Origin of the sequence: Synechocystis sp. PCC 7509 (assembly GCF_000332075.2) — a bacterium.
GTDB lineage: Bacteria > Cyanobacteriota > Cyanobacteriia > Cyanobacteriales > Chroococcidiopsidaceae > Aliterella.
In genome coordinates this window covers 2,075,451-2,094,838 of sequence record NZ_ALVU02000001.1, presented here as the reverse complement: position 1 = coordinate 2,094,838, position 19,388 = coordinate 2,075,451, and the positions used below count along the sequence as shown (strand labels likewise).

Sequence of the window (19,388 nt, the reverse complement as noted above, 5' to 3'; positions counted from 1 at the left end):
TTAAACTTTTATTTTTTAACTGGATCTGTCATTGCTACTACTACTTTGCGCTTACCTATAAATGGGGTGCGGCTGTGAGCTACAGAAAGATTATCTAACATTAATAAATCTCCTTGTTCCCAGGGAAACATTATTTTTTCTTGTTGATAAGCTGTTCTAATTTCTGCTAATATTTCTGGCTCAATTTGCGAACCATTGCCGTAATAAGTATTATTTGGTAAATCTTCTTGTTTAAATTCTGCTAGTAAAGCTTCTTGCAAACTAGGTTCGAGGGTGGAGACATGGAAAAAAGCAGCATGATTAAACCACGATAATTCGCCTGTAATTGGATGCTTGGCAATCGCTTGGCGATAGGAACGAGTACGCAGGCGATCGCCTGTTTTCCATTCATATTCAATAGCGTTTTTATTACAGTATTCTTCTACTACGGCTTTGTCTTCTGTCTGAAATACTGTTTGCCAAGTTAGTCCAAATCCATCGTTATAGTTGCGAACATACAAAATGTTTTTGTCTATAAATTTTTGCCTAGTTTGAGGGCTAATCCTTTCAAAGACTTGGCGACAATCTGCTATTGGTGTTTCCCCGCCTTGTTCTGCTACAACAAGACAACAAAAGTAAATTTTCAAGGGATAAGTTAACCAGTATGTACCTTCGTTGTGGAGATAAATACTTTGATCGGCGGGGTAGTCTGTGGAAGTATAAATTTTGTTGCTAATTTCGTGACGGGGAGAGGAGCGATCGCGGTATTCTAATAGTTGTCCGCTAGAGGTAGTGCTAACAAATTGGTTAAATAAATCGCTGGTGTTTATATTAAAACCGCGAAATAGCAATGCTCGATGTTGGAGCAAGTTTTTTTCAATAAAATCTTGGTTATCTTGCGCCCATTTTACTAAGTTCAAGCCTTCAACAGCAGGTTGAATAACTAAGGGAATTTTCCTGGATGGAAGCAAGCCTACTTTAACTAATTGTGTTGGCGATAAATTGATAGATTTACGGCGGATATTGCCTAGCTTAATGTTAGATGTTGGCGATGTTGATTCCATAATAATTCCTATTTAGAAATAGCCTTTCTTTTCGCTGTTTTTAACTTTTCCAAGCTGGCGGTTGACAATTGTTGGTTTTGAGATTTTTCTACTGCTGCCAGCGTTGCTAATAAATCGCTTAGTTTGCTGTTAGACTGGGTAACTATTTGATTTAGTAGCGTTTCCAATTGGTGAAAAATCTTGGTAATTGTGGCAGATTCAAAGCGATCGCAATTATAAAGAAGTTGCATCACCCAAGCAGTATTTGCCCGGACTCTAAGGGTTAACGGGTAGTTGTTGCGAGAAACCGCCGCCCGGACATCAGTTAGTTGTAAATCTGTACTTTCTCGCTCTAAGGCTGGCGCTACAGGGTAGTTTTGAAACACAACAATACTTTCAAATAGTGGCAAATGTTGAGGTAATTCGCTCCATTTGTGGATTGCAGCCAGGGGACTGTGTTCGTATTGACGTGCTTCGGCTTGCAAGGAGTGCAACTGATGCAACCAACTCCAAAGCAAAGCATCGGGAACAATGCGGACTCGGACAGGTAAGGTATTAATAAATAGCCCTACGAGCGATTCTGCACCTGCTAAAGTGGCTGGACGACCGGATACTGTAGCCCCAAAAACTACATCTAGTTCACCGCTATAGTAGCTAAGGAGTAATGCCCAAGTTCCTTGTATTAGGGCGTTTAAAGCAATTTGATGTTGGCTTGCTAAGGCTTGGAGAGTGGCGGAAGTAGTTGGCGAAAGCTGAATTTCTTGTAATTTGTAGCTATTATCTGGGTTAGATGTTTGATATTGAGGGAATACAGGTGTTGTAGTAGTAAATCCCTGTAAAGCTTGCCTCCAGAAGGTTTCTGCTGCTTGCATATTTTGCTGTTGCAACCAGTTAATATAGTTGCGATAGCTGCAAGCTGGGGCTAAAGCTAGTTGTTCGCCGCGATTTGCGGCTTGATACAGGGCAAACACTTCTTTGAGTAGTAAAGCTGCTGCCCATCCATCCATTAAGATGTGATGGTGACTCCAGATAAAGTAACTTTTATCGTCGGCAACTTGAATTAAGGCAATCTGCATTAATGGTGCAGAGGAAAGTTGCAGTTGACAAGAAGCTAAAAACTGTTCTAATTGCTGGTTTTGCTGTGTAGGCGACAATTCCCGCCAGTCGTACTGTTGCCAAGGTAGTTCTACTTGTTTGCGAACAACTTGTACGGGTTCGTCTAGGTTTTCCCAGTAAAAAGCTGTCCGCAGCACGCTATGGCGCTCGATTACTTGCTGCCACGCGCTCTTTAAAGCTGGTAGATTTAATTTGCCTTGCAAGCTGCAACTCCACTGTTCGACATACATTTGCGACTCTGGAGCGTACAGGGTATGAAATAGCAAGCCTTGTTGAAGAGGTGAGAGAGGATAAATATCTTCAATTTGGCGGTAATTGCTGCCAATTAATCGATCTAGAGTGGCGCTATTGAGTTTTACAAGGGGAAAATCTGAAGGGGTATAACCTCCTGTAGTAGGTGACTGACAGTGAACGATCAGCGATCGCAATCTTCCTAAAAATCCCTGTGCTAAGTTCTCTATAGTAGAAGCTTGATGAATAGCATTGCTATACGTCCAACTTAGTTGTAATTTACCTTCGCTAACGAAACCATTAATTGTTAATAAATGACTGCGCTTTCCTTGCAAGCTGCGGGTTATACCCTCGGTTTCTAGTGCTAGTTCAAAAAGGGATAATTGCGATCGCGTGGCATCAAATTGACCTAAATAATTAAACGATATCTGCGGAGAAACAGCAATTTCTAAGTTTTTAGCAAGGTAGCGCTGTACGCCGTAATCAATGCCATTGTTGGGTATTTGCCGCAATTGCTCTTTAATTGACTTTAATGCTGCCCCTGGTTCGAGTGTTTCTAAATCTAAGCGCACTGGAAATATTGAGGTAAACCAGCCAACAGTCCGGGAAATGTCCACGTCGGCAAATAACATCTCCCGCCCGTGTCCTTCTAAGTCGATTAATACGGCAGATTCTCCCGTCCATTGTGTAAAAGCTTGGACTAATGCAGTTAGCAACACATCGTTAATTTGCGTGTTGTAAGCTTTGGGTACTTCCTGCAATAAAGCTTGAGTTTCGGCGGTAGTCAGGGAAATATTAATAGTCTGCGCCGATGCAACGGTATTTGTGCCGTTTGGGTAATCTACGGGTAGCGGAGTTGATTGTTGTATTGTTGGCTTGAATAATTGCGATCGCGCGTATTCCTGCAAGCGGTAAGCCCAAGCTTGGAAAGAAGTAGTTTTTGGTGGTAAAGCTAGTTGTTGATACGCTGTTTGCAAGTCTGCAAGTAGAATCCGCCAAGATACTCCATCAATAGCTAAATGGTGAACAATGACGAGCAAGCGCTGGGGTTGTTCTCTACCCAAATTAAATAAGGCGACGCGCAGCAGCGAACCTTGAGATAAATCGATACTGGCTTGCAGTTGATTAATCTTTGTTTCCATTGCCAAAAGGCGATCGCTTTCTGGTAGCGTAGATAAATCTATATGGGAAAATGGCACAACTTCATCGGGTGGGGCGTTAACTTGCTGCCAACCTGTTGTAGTAGGAGTAAAGCGCAGGCGCAAAGCATCGTGATGGTGAATTAGTTGTTTGACGGCGGCGGCTAACAACTCCGGTTCTAGTTTTTGCTTTGCTTGTAACAATACCGCTTGATTCCAGTGGTGCGGATCGATTATTTCTTGCTCAAAAAACCAGTGTTGAATCGGTGTAAGCGGGACTGAACCTGTTACTAGCCCTTGTTGGGCGTTTATTGTTGGTGTAGTTGTAGCAACGGTGGCTAGTTCGGCAATTGTGGGATGAGAAAATAATAGTTTGGGCGTTAGTTGGATATCTGTTTGTTTAGCTTTAGCGATCGCTTGAATGCTTAAAATTGAATCGCCACCCAATTCAAAGAAATTGTCATGAATCCCCACTTGTTCTAAATGCAGGACTTCCGCCCAAATTGCGGCTAATTTGGCTTCTAGGGGAGTACGGGCAGATACAAATTTAGTTAATTCTGGTCTAACTGCATCTGGTGCTGGTAAACCTCGCCTGTCTATTTTGCCATTAGCTGTTAATGGTATAGCTGGCAATTGCACAAAAACCGCCGGAATTGTATGTTCTGGCAACTTGTCGCTAAGTAACTGGCGAAAATTGCCGATCTCATCTGCTACTACATAGGCAACTAAACGCTGTTCGCCAGGGATATCTTCTCGGAGTAATACAACTGTTTCGCGCACGGTGGAAAGTTGGCGAAGCGCAACTTCAATTTCTCCCAGTTCAATCCGAAAGCCACGCAGCTTAACTTGATTGTCGCTTCTGCCTAAATATTCAATGCTACCGTCTGCATGGTAACGGGCAATATCGCCAGTTTTATACAAGCGCATTCCTGGTTTTAAACTCCAAGGATGGGGAATAAATTTCTCTGCTGTTAAATCTGGGAAGTCGCAATAACCCCGTGCTAAACCGACACCACCTATATATAATTCGCCTGGAACACCTACGGGAACTAAGTTGAACTCGGCATTTAAAATATATATTTGAATATTGGAAATCGCATAACCAATTGGTACAACTACTTCGGTACTATGGTTTTGACAAGTCCAAGCAGTGACATCAATCGCCGCTTCGGTGGGGCCATAAAGATTGTACAGTTGGGCGTTTAAATGCTGGAAAAAACTTTGTTGCAAGTCAAAGGGGAGTGCTTCACCGCTACAAAATACTCGCCGTAAGGAAATACATTTTTCTAACTCTGCTTCCTGCAAGAAAATTCTCAGCATAGAGGGGACAAAATGCACTGTAGTAATTTGTTCTTGGGCGATGAGATTGACTAAATAGTTGCTATCTTTATGCCCTCCAGGTTGGGCAATTACTAGACAAGCACCTGCAAGCAAAGGTAAGAACAATTCCCATACAGAGACATCGAAGCTAAAAGGAGTTTTTTGAATTAGGCGATCGGCGGCGCTAATTTGATAGGTTTCTTGCATCCACAACAAACGATTGCAGACAGCAATATGAGTATTCATCGCCCCTTTGGGTTTGCCCGTAGAACCGGAAGTATAGATAGTGTAGGCTAAGTTTTCTGGGGTGACGCTAGTAGTTAAGTTGTAGGTGGGTTGTTGGGCGAAGTCTTCCCAGTCTGTATCTAAACAAATAACTTGCAGAGAGTCCGATAAGGTTGCTGTAAATTTCTCTTGAGTTAACAGCACTGTTGTTTTACAGTCTTGCAGCATAAAAAGCTGTCGCTGCGAGGGATATTCTGGATCTATTGGTACGTAAGCACCGCCAGCTTTAAGAATGCCCAAAATTCCTACGATCATTTCTAAAGATCGCTCGACGCAAATGCCGACTTGGATCTCTGGTTTGACCCCTAACTTTTGCAAGTAATGAGCTAGTTGGTTGGCGCGGCTATTGAGTTGTTGATAAGTTAGCTTCTGGTTATTAAATACTAAAGCGATCGCATTGGGCGTTTTTTCTACTTGGTGTTCTATTAACTGATGCAGGCATTGGAACGAATATTTAGTATGGGTACTATTCCACTTATTTATGCTTTGGCGCTCAGTTTGCGTTAGTAGTGGTAAGTCTTGTAGCTGTTGTTGGGGATTAGCAACCATCCCGACTAACAAAGTCTGTAAATGTCCTAGCAGCCTAGAAATTGCCTCGTCATCAAAATACTGGCGATCGTAGATAGTTTGTAGGTGCAGTTGTTCGCCAGGAGCGACGATTAAAGTTAACGGATAGTTGTTACGATTAATCGCATCTACAGCCCCAATTTCTAAGCCTCCCTGACTTTGGCGCAAACTAGCATCTACTGGGTAATTTTCAAAAGCAATGAAACTATGAAATAAAGGTACGCCCTTGGGTATTTCGCTCCATCCTTGCACCTGCACTAACGGGCTGTATTCGTACTGACGGGCTTGGGCTTGTTCTGCTTGGAGGTTTTTCAGCCAGGGAATTAGGCGATCTCTACCATTCACTTTTACGCGCACAGGTAAAGTATTAACAAACAAACCAATGGCTGCATCTACTCCTAATAAGTTTGCTGGACGACCAGAAGTATTAGCCCCAAAGACAACATCATTTTCGTTGCTGTAGCGGCTCAATAACAACGCCCAAGCACCTTGTATTAGAGTGTTGAGGGTAAGTTGATGTTGCTTTGCTAAAGCTTTGAGTTGCTCGGTATCTGCGGGTGATAGCTCAAGAAGGCGATCGCTAAATTCACTAGATGAACCGACAATAAACTTATCGACTACTAAAGGAGTTGGTGCAGTTACGCCTTTAAGAGTTTGTCGCCAGTATGTCTCGGCTTGACCTAAATCTTGTTGTCTTAGCCAAGCGATATATTTGCGATAGGGAAAAGCAGGTTTCAAATACAAGTTTTGGTTGTTGCACAGTGCTTGATAAAGTTCCAAAACCTCTTTAAATAGTACAAACCGCGACCACCCATCTAAAAGCAAGTGGTGGTTAATCCAAACAAATTGATAAACATTTTCCGTCATCTGAATAACGTCTAAACGCATTAGCGGCGGGGTTGCCAGTTCAAAACCACGTTTTTGCTCTGCATTTAAAAATGCGGCTAGTTTTTGTTGCTGTTCATCTATTCCCCGCCAGTCATGTTGTGTAAAAGGCAGCGTTACTTGACGATGGACTACTTGGATAGGTTCGTCTACTTCTTCCCAAAAGAAAGATGTCCGCAACACCGCATGACGCTGGACTACTTGCTGCCAAGCTTGCTTAAAAGCGGAAACCTTCAAGCCTTTGAGGGTAATATTGTAGCGATCGCAATACACGCCAGAATCAGGAGCGTAGAGGGTATGAAACAATAAACCCTGCTGTGTGGGGGAAAGTTTGTAAATATCTTCAATATTCTCTGTTTTCATAGCTTACCTATTTTGCCTAGTAGGTTGTCTAGTTCTGTTTGGCTCAATTGAGCTTCAGGGAAGTCTGAAGGGGTGTAGCCGCCAACATCCGGGGACTGACAGTGAGTGATGAGCGATCGCAATGTATCAATAAATTTTTCTGCTAAACTTTCAATCGTGGCGGCGCAATGAATATTTTGGCTGTAAGTCCAATTGAATTGCAGTTGTTTACTAGCAACCATTCCATCGATTTCTATTAAATGGCTGCGCCTTCCGTGCGGGCTGCGAGATGCGCCTACAGACCGAGAAGCAAGTTTAAATAAGGAATTATCAGTAAATAGCTGGTCAAACTGTCCTAAATAGTTAAATTTAACCTGCGATATTCCTGGTAGTTGTTCCCCACTTAAGTATTTCAAAATGCCGTAACTAATGCCGTGCTGAGGAATGTATCGCAATTGTTCTTTGATACTTTTGAGAGTATTTCCTAAAGTTGAATCGTTATCTAAGCTCAATTGCACGGGGAAATGGCTAGTAAACCAACCGACAGTACGCGACAAATTGATTTGCGGAAAAATATCTTCGCGCCCGTGACTTTCAAGCGTTAACAACAGCGAATTTTCTCCCGTCCACTGAGCAAAGGTCAAAGTTAAAGCAGCAAGTAGCACATCATTAACTTGAGTATGGTAGACACTGGGGACTTCTTGTAATAAGGCTTGAGTTTCCATCGGGCTAAGGGTAACGGAAATAGTTTGAGCCGAGGCGACAGTATTTGTTGCTAAATTATTGGGGAAATCAACAGGTAATTTAAAGCTAGAGCGTTCTACTTGTTGCCAATAGTCAAATTGCGATCGCACTTCTGTAGTTTGAGCGTATTCTATTAATTGTTCTGCCCATTGCTTGTAAGCAGTAGTTTTTGCAGGTAGTTGGATTGTTTCGCCTTTGCTAAGTTGTTGATAGGCTGTCTGCAAATCTTCTAGGAATACGCGCCAAGATACGCCATCAATGACTAAATGATGAATGATAATTAACAACCGTCCTAGTTTTTCATTCCCTAAGTTAAAATAGGCAACCTGCATTAGAGAAGTAGATAAATCAAGACTAGCTTGCAGTTCTGTGGCAGTATCTACAATTATTCGCTCTTGTTCAGTCTCTGATAGTGACGACAAATCTAAGCGCGTAACTGGCACAATGTCGTTAGGTTCAGTACAAATTTGTTGCCAACCGTCTTGTCTGGGGTGAAAGCGCAACCGCAGCGCATCGTGATGTTGCAAAAGCTGCCCGGTAACTCGTTCTAATCTTTGAATATCTAAAGGTTGTATAACTTCTAGCAATACTGCTTGATTCCAGTGATAAGGCTGGGGTAAATTTTGAGCAAAAAACCAGTGTTGAATCGGGGTAAGGGGTACTAATCCTGTTACTAATCCGGTTTCTGACGTAACATTAGCTGTAATTGCGATCGCTGCTAATTGGGCAATTGTCTGATGTTCAAATAAATGCTTGGGTGTAAGCTGCAAACCTGCTTGATTTGCTTTGGCTACTACCTGAATGCTGAGGATAGAATCGCCACCCAATTCAAAAAAGTTACTATTAATTCCTACTTGTGGCAATTTGAGAACTTCTGCCCAAATGTTTGCTAATTGTTGTTCTTGGGGAGTGCGCGGGACAATATAGGTTGTTGCTAGTTCTACGGTATCTGGTGCAGGTAGCGATTTAAAGTCTACTTTCCCATTCGGCGTAAGGGGAATAGCATCAAGAAATACAAAGGCTGAAGGTAACATATATTCGGGTAGCAACTCTAGCCCAAAGTGCCGCAATTCTTTCGCAGTTGGTGCAGGATGGGCAACTATGTAAGCAATTAAACGCTCGTTTTCGCAGATTACCACCGCCTGTTTAATAGCTGGGTGCTGGCTAAAAATAGCTTCTACTTCTTCTAGTTCTATGCGGAAACCGTGAATTTTTACTTGGCGATCGCTCCGCCCCAAAAATTCGATGCTACCATCTGGATAAAACCGGGCTTTATCACCTGTTTTGTACAACTTGCCTGTATCGCTAAAGGGATTATTAATAAACTTTTGGGCTGTTAATTCAGGACTATTAAGATAACCCCGCGCTAAGTTTGCGCCGCCAATGTATAGTTCTCCAGGTACAAATATCGGGACAGGTTGCAAGCGATCGTCTAGGATGTAAGCCTGAGTATTAGCAAGAGGGCGACCAATTGGCAGGGTTTTAGCTTGGTTAATTGGTTTGACTTTATAAGTCAGTACGCCGACAGTAGTTTCTGTAGGTCCATAATGATTCAAAATTTTGCAATCTGGTTTTAGCTGCTGAACCTTATCCACTAACTCCCAATTAGCAGTTTCACCGCCAAGGATAAGTAGTTTTGATGGCAAGATATCTTCAGCATTGACAGTTAATAGGGCATTCAGGTGAGAAGGAACAATTTTGAGACAATCGATAGCATGACGGCGAAAATAGCCAGCTAAGGCTACAGGATTAGTAGCCCTTTCTTGAGAAATAATATGCAGACATCCACCTGTAAGCAAAGCGGCGAAGATAACTGTATTGCCTAAATCTGCCGCGAAGGTGGAAACCATCGCAAAACTTGCCCCATAAGGTAAATCTATCTGTTCTAATGCGCCCTTGGTATAGTTGCATAGTTGCCGATGTTCAACTGCAACGCCTTTCGGCTTACCCGTAGAACCCGATGTATAGATGATATAGGCTAAATTGTGAGAAGCAAGGCTAACAGGAAGGCGAAGCCCTGCGTGCGCGCTTGCGCTATCGCAACTTCGATCCCAATCATCTAAGCATAGCTGGATACAATCGGGCAAATTAGCTAATTTTTTTTGAGTCAATAGCACCGCTACTTGAGCATCTTCTAAGATATAGCTGATGCGATCGCACTGTGAAGTTGCTTCTATAGGCAAATAAGCGCCCCCAGCTTTGAGAATGCCCAACATTGCCACTAGCATTAAATTAGAGCGTTCTAAATAAATGCCAACTACGGTTTCTGGTTTGACTCCTAACTGTTGTAAGTGGCAAGCCAATCTATCGGCGCGGTTATTGAGTTCGCTGTAAGTTAGTTGTTCGTTTTCATAAATAACTGCGATCGCATTTGGTGTTAATTTAGCTTGTTCCTCAATTAGCTGATGAATACATTTGTCTTGAGGATAATCAACTTGAGTTTGATTGAAATCAATTAATATTTGCTGTAACTGCTGGGGAGGTAAAATATTTAATTGACTAATTGACTCACTAAGGTTATTAATCGCACTGGTTATCAGAGTTTGAAACTGTGCGGCTAATAAGGTGATGGCTTGCGCCTCAAAAAGGTTTTGATTGTAATCAATCCGAATACCTATAGATTCGCCACGTAGAAATACAGAAAGTTTAATAGTGAATTTATCAGTACAAACAAATTGATTGTCAATAGCAAAAGTCACATCGTTTAAGCAACGTTTTTCTGGGAGATATATCAGTTCAAACAAAACTAATAAATTATCAACTTCTTTAGTAAAATATTCCTGATATTCACAAGCATTCTGGCTAGTTGCTGTAACTTGTCTTACTACTTCCTCAAATTGTAAGTCTGGAGTAAAACGTTTACAAATTGGTAAGGATTTGGCAATTAATCCTAAAGTAGCTTGTAATTCTTCGTATTCTCTACCATTAAAAAGTTGACCTACAATTATTTCGGATTGGTTTGTGATGCGATACAGTAAAATTTGCCAGCAGGCGAGTAAGAAGTTAGATAGATCAAAGTCTTTTCGCCGCAACCAATTTTTAATACCAGCAACTAGATAATTGTCAAGAGCTAACTTATAAGAATTAATCTTAAATTCTGCTTGCTTGTCTGCTTGAAAAGGAAGTATTAACGGCAATGTAGATAAATCTTGTTGTTGCCAGTAATCTTGATGATTCTCTATTAATAATTGATTTTGCCATTCGCAAAACTGAGTATACTGGACAATTTCTTGACTTGAATTTGGCGAATTATAAGCATAGCGATCGCAAATTTCTATAAATAAGTTATTCAACGTCTCGCTATCAGCACACAAAGAGGGCATAGTAATCAATAAAATATGCTTACTTGCTAATACTTTAACTAGAGATGCGAATAACAATGGCACTTGCTCTAAATCAAAGCTTTTTTCCCTTTCTTGCTGACAAATTAACTCAATACTGCTACTTTGTAAATCAAATTCTTGCCAGGAAATAAGACAGTTATCTTCTACTACCATAATCGGCGTTTTCATCCCGGCAATCTGACGAAAAGCAGTGCGGAGAATTTCATGATTTATGGTAACTTCTTGGATGGTAGCTTGCAAAGCTTGTGAATTTAGGTTTCCTGTTATTTCAATAACAACTTGAGCCACATAAGCATTACTTTCTTTTTGCCAAAACCACAATTGTTTTTGTTGAGGAGAAAGGCGAAAGCCTCTTAAATCAGTTAGCATTAGTTTCTCCACCCTTTAAAAAAATTACTCATTTCTCCCATTGCTACAACAATTTTGCGCTCTCCTATATAGGGCAATCTTCCGTGTGCAGCCAACATATTATCTAGCATTAAAATATCTCCCTTTTGCCAAACAAAGCTAGTTTGAGACTGTTGATAAACGCGATTTATTTCTTTTATCGCTTCATTTTTAATTGAACTACCGTCACCATAATAAACATTACGCGGTAACTTATCCTCAGCAAATAATGATAACAAAGATGTGCGAGTTTCTGGCTCTAAATAAGCAATATGATGTAACTGAATTTGATTGAAAAATACAGGTTCTTTAGTTTTAGGATGTATAGCGATCGCCGGACGAATTTGGCGAGTTATTAACCCATCTTTTCCATACCATTCAAAACTAATTCCGGCTTGACGGCAGTGTTTTTCTACTACACTTTTATCAGAAGTGTGAAAAAAGTTTTGCCAGCTAACGTCTAAATCATTTGTGTAGTTGCGAACGTACATTAATTGTTCTTTAGCTAATTTTTCTCGCAGTTGAGGACAAAGAATTTTGTAAGCTTTGCGACAATCTACAATTGGTGTTTCTCCGCCTTTTTGTGCTGGCTGTAAACAGAAAAACCAAATTTTTAAAGGATAGGAATGTAAATGAGAACTTTCATTGTGAAATAAAATCGCTTTGTCTGCGGGATAAGGTGTAGAACCATACACTTTATTACCTATTCCCACACGAGGTAAATCGCCATATTCACCAAATAACTGCGGACAAATAGCTGTAGCAAAGTTTTCAAAGCCAGCTACAGAATTAACTGGAAATCCTCTAAATAGAATAGCGCCGTGCTTGATTAACTCACCTTCTATAAAGTCTCGATTACTTTTAACCCAATCAACTAAATCGATCTCGTTATTCACAGGCTGAATAACTAAAGGAAATGTTCGATCTTGTTGTAAATAAGTTGTTGTAACTAAGTTGTTTGCCGATAGATTAATAGCTGTAGGCGCAGCTTTAAATAATTGCTCTCGATTAAAAGCTTTACGCTTGTTTTTTTGCATAGCTTGCTGTTTAAGTTCGTCTTCCGTCAACATTTCTAAAGCATCGATTCGCGCATGAGGCTGGCTGACAATATTGGTAAGTAAAGTTTCAAAATGACTTGCCATCTTTGCGATCGCATTTTCGGTAAATAGTTCGGTACTATAGCGCCAAGTGCTGATAATTCCTTGGGGTGTTTTCGTCAGAAAAATAGCCAAATCAAACCTAGCGGTATCGTTGCGCCAAAACCATTCTTTCAACTGCACTCCTGGCAAATCTAAGGCAGGCATCGGTGTATTCTGAAGAACAAACAATACCTGAAATAGGGGTGAGGTATTGCTTAAATTGCGTTCTGGTTGCAGCGCCTTGACTAATTCCTCAAAAGGCAAATCTTGATGGGCGTAGGCTGATAGCGTTACTTGACGCACCCGTGCGAGTAGTTCTTTAAAACTAGGATTTCCGCTTAAATCTGTCCGCAATACCAACAGATTCATGAAAAAACCAATCAATGATTCCGTCTCTGCATGGCTGCGATTGGCGATATCTGTACCAATAACTATGTCTTCTTGATTGGTATAGCGCCACAGAAGCACCTGAAAAGCTGACAACAGTGTCATAAACAAACTAACATTCTCTTGCTGGCTGAGAGCTTGGATTGCCTCAGTAAGATTAGAGGGTAGTAAAAAAGATTGACTTGCACCACGATTAGTTTTGACTTCTGCACGAGGGCGAATTGTCGGTAGTTGCAAAACGGGAAGGTTGTTACCTAGTTGGGCTTGCCAATAAGCTAGTTTTTCAGCTAATACCTTGCCTTGCAAGCGGTTTCTCTGCCATACAGCGAAGTCTGCATACTGAATAGTTAATTTTGGTAGCGGCGAAGGTTGATTGCTGCTGAAGGCGCGATACAGGGCGCTTAATTCCCGAATTAACACCCCTATAGACCAACCATCCCAGACAATATGATGTACGGTGAGCAATAAAATGTTTTCTAAGTCGCCAAGTTTGAGCAAAGTTAGCCGAATTAAGGGTAACTTTGTCAAATCAAAAGGTAACTTAGCTTCGGTATCGGCTAATTCTTGCACCTCCGGTTTTGATAAATTGCTGACATCTATAACTGTTACTTTTACTTGCAAACTGGGAGAGATGACTTGTGTAGGTTGTCCGGCGATCGCTATAAATGTAGTACGCAATATCTCATGACGGCGGATAATTTCGTTGATACTCTCCTCTAATACGGCGGTGTCGAGATTGCCCACTAAATGCAATGCAACGGGTTCGTTGTAGGTGCAGGTATGCGGCTGGAGTTGTTCTACAAACCAGAGTCGTTGTTGGGCAAAAGATAGAGGTAAATTGTCTTTCTTTGCTGGGTGAATGGCGCTATCTTGACTCAGTAATTGAATAATCTCGGCTTTGCGTTCCCGCATCTGAGTTAGTAAAGTTGGGGTAATTTTGCCTTGAGGGGCGCTGTAACGTAACTTTTCTCCCTCTACCCACAACTGGACATCTAGGTTAGCAATCTCAGAGATAAATTGACTGGTAGCGCTCATACTTCGCCCTCCTCGCGATTACTTTTGCTAGCTAAGACAGGGGTGAGAGATTTTTGAGGAAAGTGTGCAACCAGTTCGGCGATAGTTGGTGCTTCAAATAACGCAGCGATTGGAATGTTGTAACTTAGTTGTTGAAATTTGTTGATAATCGTTATTCCAGTTAGAGAATCACCGCCCAATTTAAAGAAATTGTCGTGAATACCTATTTGACTAATGCCTAGTACCTCTTGCCAGATGTCTGCAATATCTTGTTCTAAGCGATCGCGGGGAGCAATATAATTAGTCTGCAACTTGGGCCCGGAATGCCCAGAGGAGTTAGTTGGCGCTTGATTAGTCCAGGTGTCTATCCTAGTTTGCAGGTTGCGAGTAGATACTACTATCTGTCCATCTTCTCCAGTTAAGACGCGCTTAAATACTTCGATGTCATCTTGTGGTGTCATCGTTAGTTCGGGATTAACGTTCAATCCGGGCAAAAATGGTATTCGTCCATCCCAGTTGACACTTGTCCAAGGTACGGGATTAGTTTGATTGTGCTGACAAACAAAAGCATCTAAAAACAAGTTAGCCGCCGAGTAAGCCGCGTGTCCAACTCCACCAAATATTGAGGCTAAAGAAGATACAACCAAACAAAAATCTAACTGTTTACTTTGTAAAACTTGCTGTAAAACTAAAATGCCATAGACTTTTGCTTGAAATTCACGATTGCATTCAGCTTGACTAAGTTGTTCTATCCGGCGCATTCGTTCGGTAATGTTAGTTGCAACGGAGTGAATAACACCATCAAGTCGCCCAAACCTGGTTTCTGCTAAAGCGATCGCACTTTGCATTTGTTCTAAGTTGGCGGTATCGGCGCTAAAAGTTATAACTTCAGCCCCCAAAGCTTCCAATTCCAGCAATTTTTTATGTTTGCAATCCTCTGGCGAGAGTACAGCAGAACGCCCAACCAAAATTAGTTTCGCTTGGTAGGTTTTTGCTAAATATTCCGCCAACACTAACCCTAGGCTACCTAGTCCACCGATAATTAGATAAACTCCCCCTTGCTTGAGTTTTTGTACTGTCGATGCTGGCAAAGACACGGGAAGAAAGTTTTGTAGCCAACGATAACCGCCTCTGTAGGCAACTACTTTATCGGTAGAAGTTGCTGTAAGTTCTGCTAATAACTTGTTTGTAAGTTTCTCTGCTTGCCAACTATCCGGCGCGGGGAGAGTAACATCAATGCTACAACAGCGAATATGTGGGTATTCTTGAGCAATAACTTTAACAAGTCCAACTACCGTAGCTTTTTGAGGGCAAAGACTTTCATTTACATTCACCGCCTGCATATTGTTGGAGATTACTTTTATTTGCAAAGAATCGCAGTTTTGGGCGACAAGCGCTTGAGTAAGAAAAAGTAGGCTATAGAATCCTCTCGTTTGCGCGTGGCTGACTTCAGCAGTTGTTAGTTCGCAAATATCTGTAATGTTCCATAAATGAGCGATCGCTCTGGGAAGCAAATTTTTGGCAGCAAGTGCTTGAATTAGAGTGTTGTAGTCTGGTTTGTGTTGAGGATTGAGAGTGTAAGAGCGATCGCCTATAGAACTAAATTCTGTCCCTAATTTCACGGTAACAATATCGTGTCCTTGCAACTGCAATCGTTGTACTAAGCGATCGCCTAAACCGCGATCATCTAAAAATATTAGCCAGCGTTGTTTTTGGTTATCTGTATCTAAAGGTTGTAAAGAACGCTGCCAAGAAGGAATGTAAAACCAGTCTGCGATATCTTTTTTCTGCGTCAAGGAAGCTTGAGCGATAAAAATATGTTGCCCAAAGTCTACATCTCCGTAAGCTACTACTTTATTAAAAGCGCGATCGCCTAGTAATTCTTGCCACTGTTCTTTAGATAAAAATGGATTGCCTTGGCTACGTTGAACGTCCTCTAGAGGGTGCATCAGCAAACCATCGGTAATATCAAATTCTAATTGCGGTTGGGTAATTTCCTGCATCAGCAACAAGCCGTCAGGAGCGAGTATAGAATGCACACGAGCGAGGGTATCTGTTAAGTTTTGGGTAACGTGCAGAACATTAACAGCAATAACTACATCAAAGTGCTGCGAAAAACCTTGCTCTGTCAGAGGTTTTTCAATATCTAAAGTGCGATATTCCACAAAAGGATAATTACTAAACCTCTGCTTGGCAGCATCTAGGAAAAAACTCCCAACATCGGTAAAAGTATATTTAGTCCTTTCTGGTGGCAACAAGGGTAATATTTCTGTAGTAGCAATACCCGTACCGCCACCAATTTCTAAAATTCTCAAGTTTGCTTCTGGTGGCAATGACTTTATAACCTGCTCTAAACTCGATCGCAAAATACTGTTGTAATAATCATCAGCAGGTAAATTAGCTCTAGAAATTGCTCCATTTTTAACTAATGTGGCAAAATGCAACTCTAAAGGTTCTTTTGTACCAACCAGTACGGCGGCTAAGTTCTCTCCGCAAGTTTGGATAAGTTCTAACTGTTGTTGATAGCCTGAATGTTGAGTTATTGCTTCATCTACTAAATCATTGATAGCTGTAGGAGATAAAGATAAAAGGTTGCTGTATAAGTTACCATCTTGCTGTAAATGCCCTCGTTCGACTAAAACCTCCAGCCAGCGATCCAATAATTGCCGATAACGGGGTACAACTTGGGCTAACAATTCTTCTTTTGTAAATGGATCTTTGCATCTACCCAAATGGCTTAAAGCTAGATTCATATATGCCGTGCAGAGATATTCCAAACGGGTTTTATGCTGTATATGGGTTTGGCGATCGCCTATTGCAATTTCTCTTTGACTAGCTTCTACTACCGCTTGCCCAAGACTTTTTACCGCCGGGCGATCGCGCCAATAACGTTGGCGTTCAAAAGGGTAAGTAGGTAAAGGAAGACGTTGAGGGCGATTTTCACCATAAAACCCAGTCCAATTAATCGCCACTCCCGATAGCCAAAGACTACCTAAGCTATGCAGTAAGCAAGCAATATCAGATTGTTTTTCTTGAGGATGAGGTAAAGAAGATAAAATAATTCGTTGTTCTGAGTGCTGTTTGGCAAAGGTAAATAATGTGCGCCCCGCGCCTACTTCCAACAAAATTCGATTGGGCGATTGGAGTAATTCAGCAATTCCACTACTAAAGCAAACTGTATGACGCAAATGTTTTACCCAATAATTAGGATCTGTCGCTTCTTGGGCTGTAATCCAAGTTCCCGTAACGTTAGAAATAAAGGGAATTTTAGGCGGATGCAGTTTAACGAGGGATACTTCTTGCCTAAATGATTCTAAGATTTCGTCCATCAGTGGCGAATGAAAAGCATGGGAAACGTGCAAGCGACGACAACTTATCCCTTGGGTTTGCAAGCAAAGTTGCAAACTATCAATAGCATCATCTGTTCCCGCCACTACGCAAGATGAGGGCGCATTAATAGCCGCTAAAGATAGGCGATCGCTAAGTAAAGCTGTAACTTCTGTTTCAGGTAACGACACCGCCAACATAGAACCCGTAGGGCATTGTTGCATCAACTGTCCGCGCACCGCCACCAACCTCAAAGCATCTTCTAGGGAAAATACACCAGCCAAACAAGCCGCCACATATTCGCCAATACTATGACCGATTGCCGATTCTGGATTTACCCCCCAAGACATCCACAACGCCGCTAAAGCATATTCAACAACAAATAATGCAGTTTGAGCTATAGGAGTTTGTTTTAGTTGTTCTGTGGAATTAAACAGCGATCGCAAATCTAACCCCAAATAAGGCTCTAATATCTCGCAGCAACGATCTACGCATTGACGAAATACAGGTTCGCTAACATACAATTCTTTGCCCATGTCTGCATACTGAGAACCTTGTCCGGGAAACATAAAGGTAATTGAGCGATCGCCCGTTACTTGGTGATGCGTTAACTTTGAACTTAGCTGACTTACAGCATCATCAATATCTCGACACACCAAAGCGCAGCGATAATCAAACTCCCTGCGTCCCACTTGCAAGGTATAAGCCACTTCCGCTAGGTTTGCTTGGGGATGTTGCTGTAAATAATTACCAAGATTTCTAGTTGCATTATCTAGCGCCGACGTAGTTTTGGCAGAAAGAACCAATAAATGATATTTCTTCTCTACCTTTTGCACCTGTATCGGCGCTTCTTCTAGTAAAACATGAGCATTAGTCCCACCCATCCCCAAAGAACTAACACCCGCACGGCGCGGACTTGTTTGCCATTCCTTCAGCTTAGTATTGACATAAAAAGGACTATTCGCAAAATCAATCTGCGGATTGGGTTGCTGAAAATTTAAGCTTGGTGGTATCAGCTTATATTTAAGCGCCAAAGCCGTTTTAATTAGCCCTGTAACGCCCGAAGCAGCATCCAAATGACCAATATTAGTTTTAACTGAACCGATCGCACAGAAACCTGTTTTATCAGTCCGAAAAGCTTGGGAAAGTGCGGCAATTTCAATCGGATCGCCTAAAGCCGTACCCGTACCGTGCGCCTCTACATAGCTAATTGTTTCCGGGTTCACACCCGCCAACATCATCGCTTCGGTGATTACTTCCCCTTGACCATCTACACTAGGTGCTGTGTAGCCAACCTTACCCGCACCATCATTATTAATCGCCGTACCGCTAATCGTGGCATAAATATGATCTCCATCGGCGATCGCCTCTTGCAACCGCTTAAGAACCACCACACCCACCCCATTACCAACCACCGTACCCTTTGCACTAGCATCAAAAGCACAGCAACGACCATCCGGCGATAAAGTCCCTCCAGATTCAGAGAAATAGCCTGTTTTTTGGGGAGTACGAATAGAAACACCACCCGCCAAAGCCATGTCACACTGATAACTCAGCAGACTTTGACAAGCCAAAGCCACCGCCACCAACGAAGTAGAACAAGCAGTTTGAACGGTGATACAAGGACCTTTAAGATTTAGCTTATAAGCAACGCGAGTAGTCAAAAAATCTTTATCATTACCAATCAAAGCTTGATAAGATGTTGCCGAACCAAAGCGATCGCAATTCAAAGCCAGATAATTACTTAAACTAGCCCCAGCATATACACCAACGCGACTTGTACACCTTTGCAAATCGTAGCCAGCATCCTCAATCGCCACGTAAGCCGATTCTAAAAACAAACGATGTTGAGGATCGGTAATTTCTGCCTCTTTGGGACTAAATTCAAAAAAAGCTGCGTCAAATAAATCGATATCTTCCAGTACACCGCCAGCTTTGACATAACTCGGCAAATCAAGCCAAGTTGGATCGACACCTACTGCTAACAACTCTTGATCGGAAAACGTCGAAATTGAATCAACCCCATCTTGTAAATTTTGCCAAAAGGTTTCTATATTTTCCGCCCCAGGAAAACGCCCCGCCATGCCAATAACAGCAACCTTTTCCAGTGATTCATCTATTTCTGTACTCATCATCAAC

5 protein-coding genes are annotated in these 19,388 nt (G+C 41.8%); all 5 read right to left on the bottom strand.

The annotated features are described in order from the left end of the window. Positions 1 to 8: 8 nt before the first annotated feature. From SYN7509_RS0210650 to SYN7509_RS27600, 5 genes are read right to left on the bottom strand one after another with little or no spacing between them, the layout of a single operon-like run. Positions 9 to 1,043, bottom strand: coding sequence for a TauD/TfdA family dioxygenase (locus tag SYN7509_RS0210650; protein WP_009631337.1), 1,035 nt, complete (start codon positions 1,041 to 1,043; stop codon positions 9 to 11). 8 nt (positions 1,044 to 1,051) lie between these two features. After that, positions 1,052 to 6,928, bottom strand: a complete 5,877-nt coding sequence (locus tag SYN7509_RS0210645) for a non-ribosomal peptide synthetase (RefSeq protein WP_009631336.1) — start codon at positions 6,926 to 6,928, stop codon at positions 1,052 to 1,054. Next, positions 6,925 to 11,364 (bottom strand): non-ribosomal peptide synthetase, encoded by a 4,440-nt coding sequence (locus SYN7509_RS0210640; protein WP_009631335.1) that lies wholly within the window; start codon positions 11,362 to 11,364, stop codon positions 6,925 to 6,927. The genes SYN7509_RS0210645 and SYN7509_RS0210640 overlap by 4 nt, the downstream gene beginning before the upstream one ends. Further along, entirely contained in the window at positions 11,364 to 13,943 is a 2,580-nt protein-coding gene (locus SYN7509_RS0210635; protein WP_009631334.1) for a condensation domain-containing protein, read from the bottom strand. Before SYN7509_RS0210635 ends, SYN7509_RS0210640 begins: the two co-directional genes overlap by 1 nt. Continuing rightward, entirely contained in the window at positions 13,940 to 19,384 is a 5,445-nt protein-coding gene (locus SYN7509_RS27600) for a type I polyketide synthase (RefSeq protein ID WP_009631333.1), read from the bottom strand. Before SYN7509_RS27600 ends, SYN7509_RS0210635 begins: the two co-directional genes overlap by 4 nt. Positions 19,385 to 19,388 lie beyond the last annotated feature (4 nt).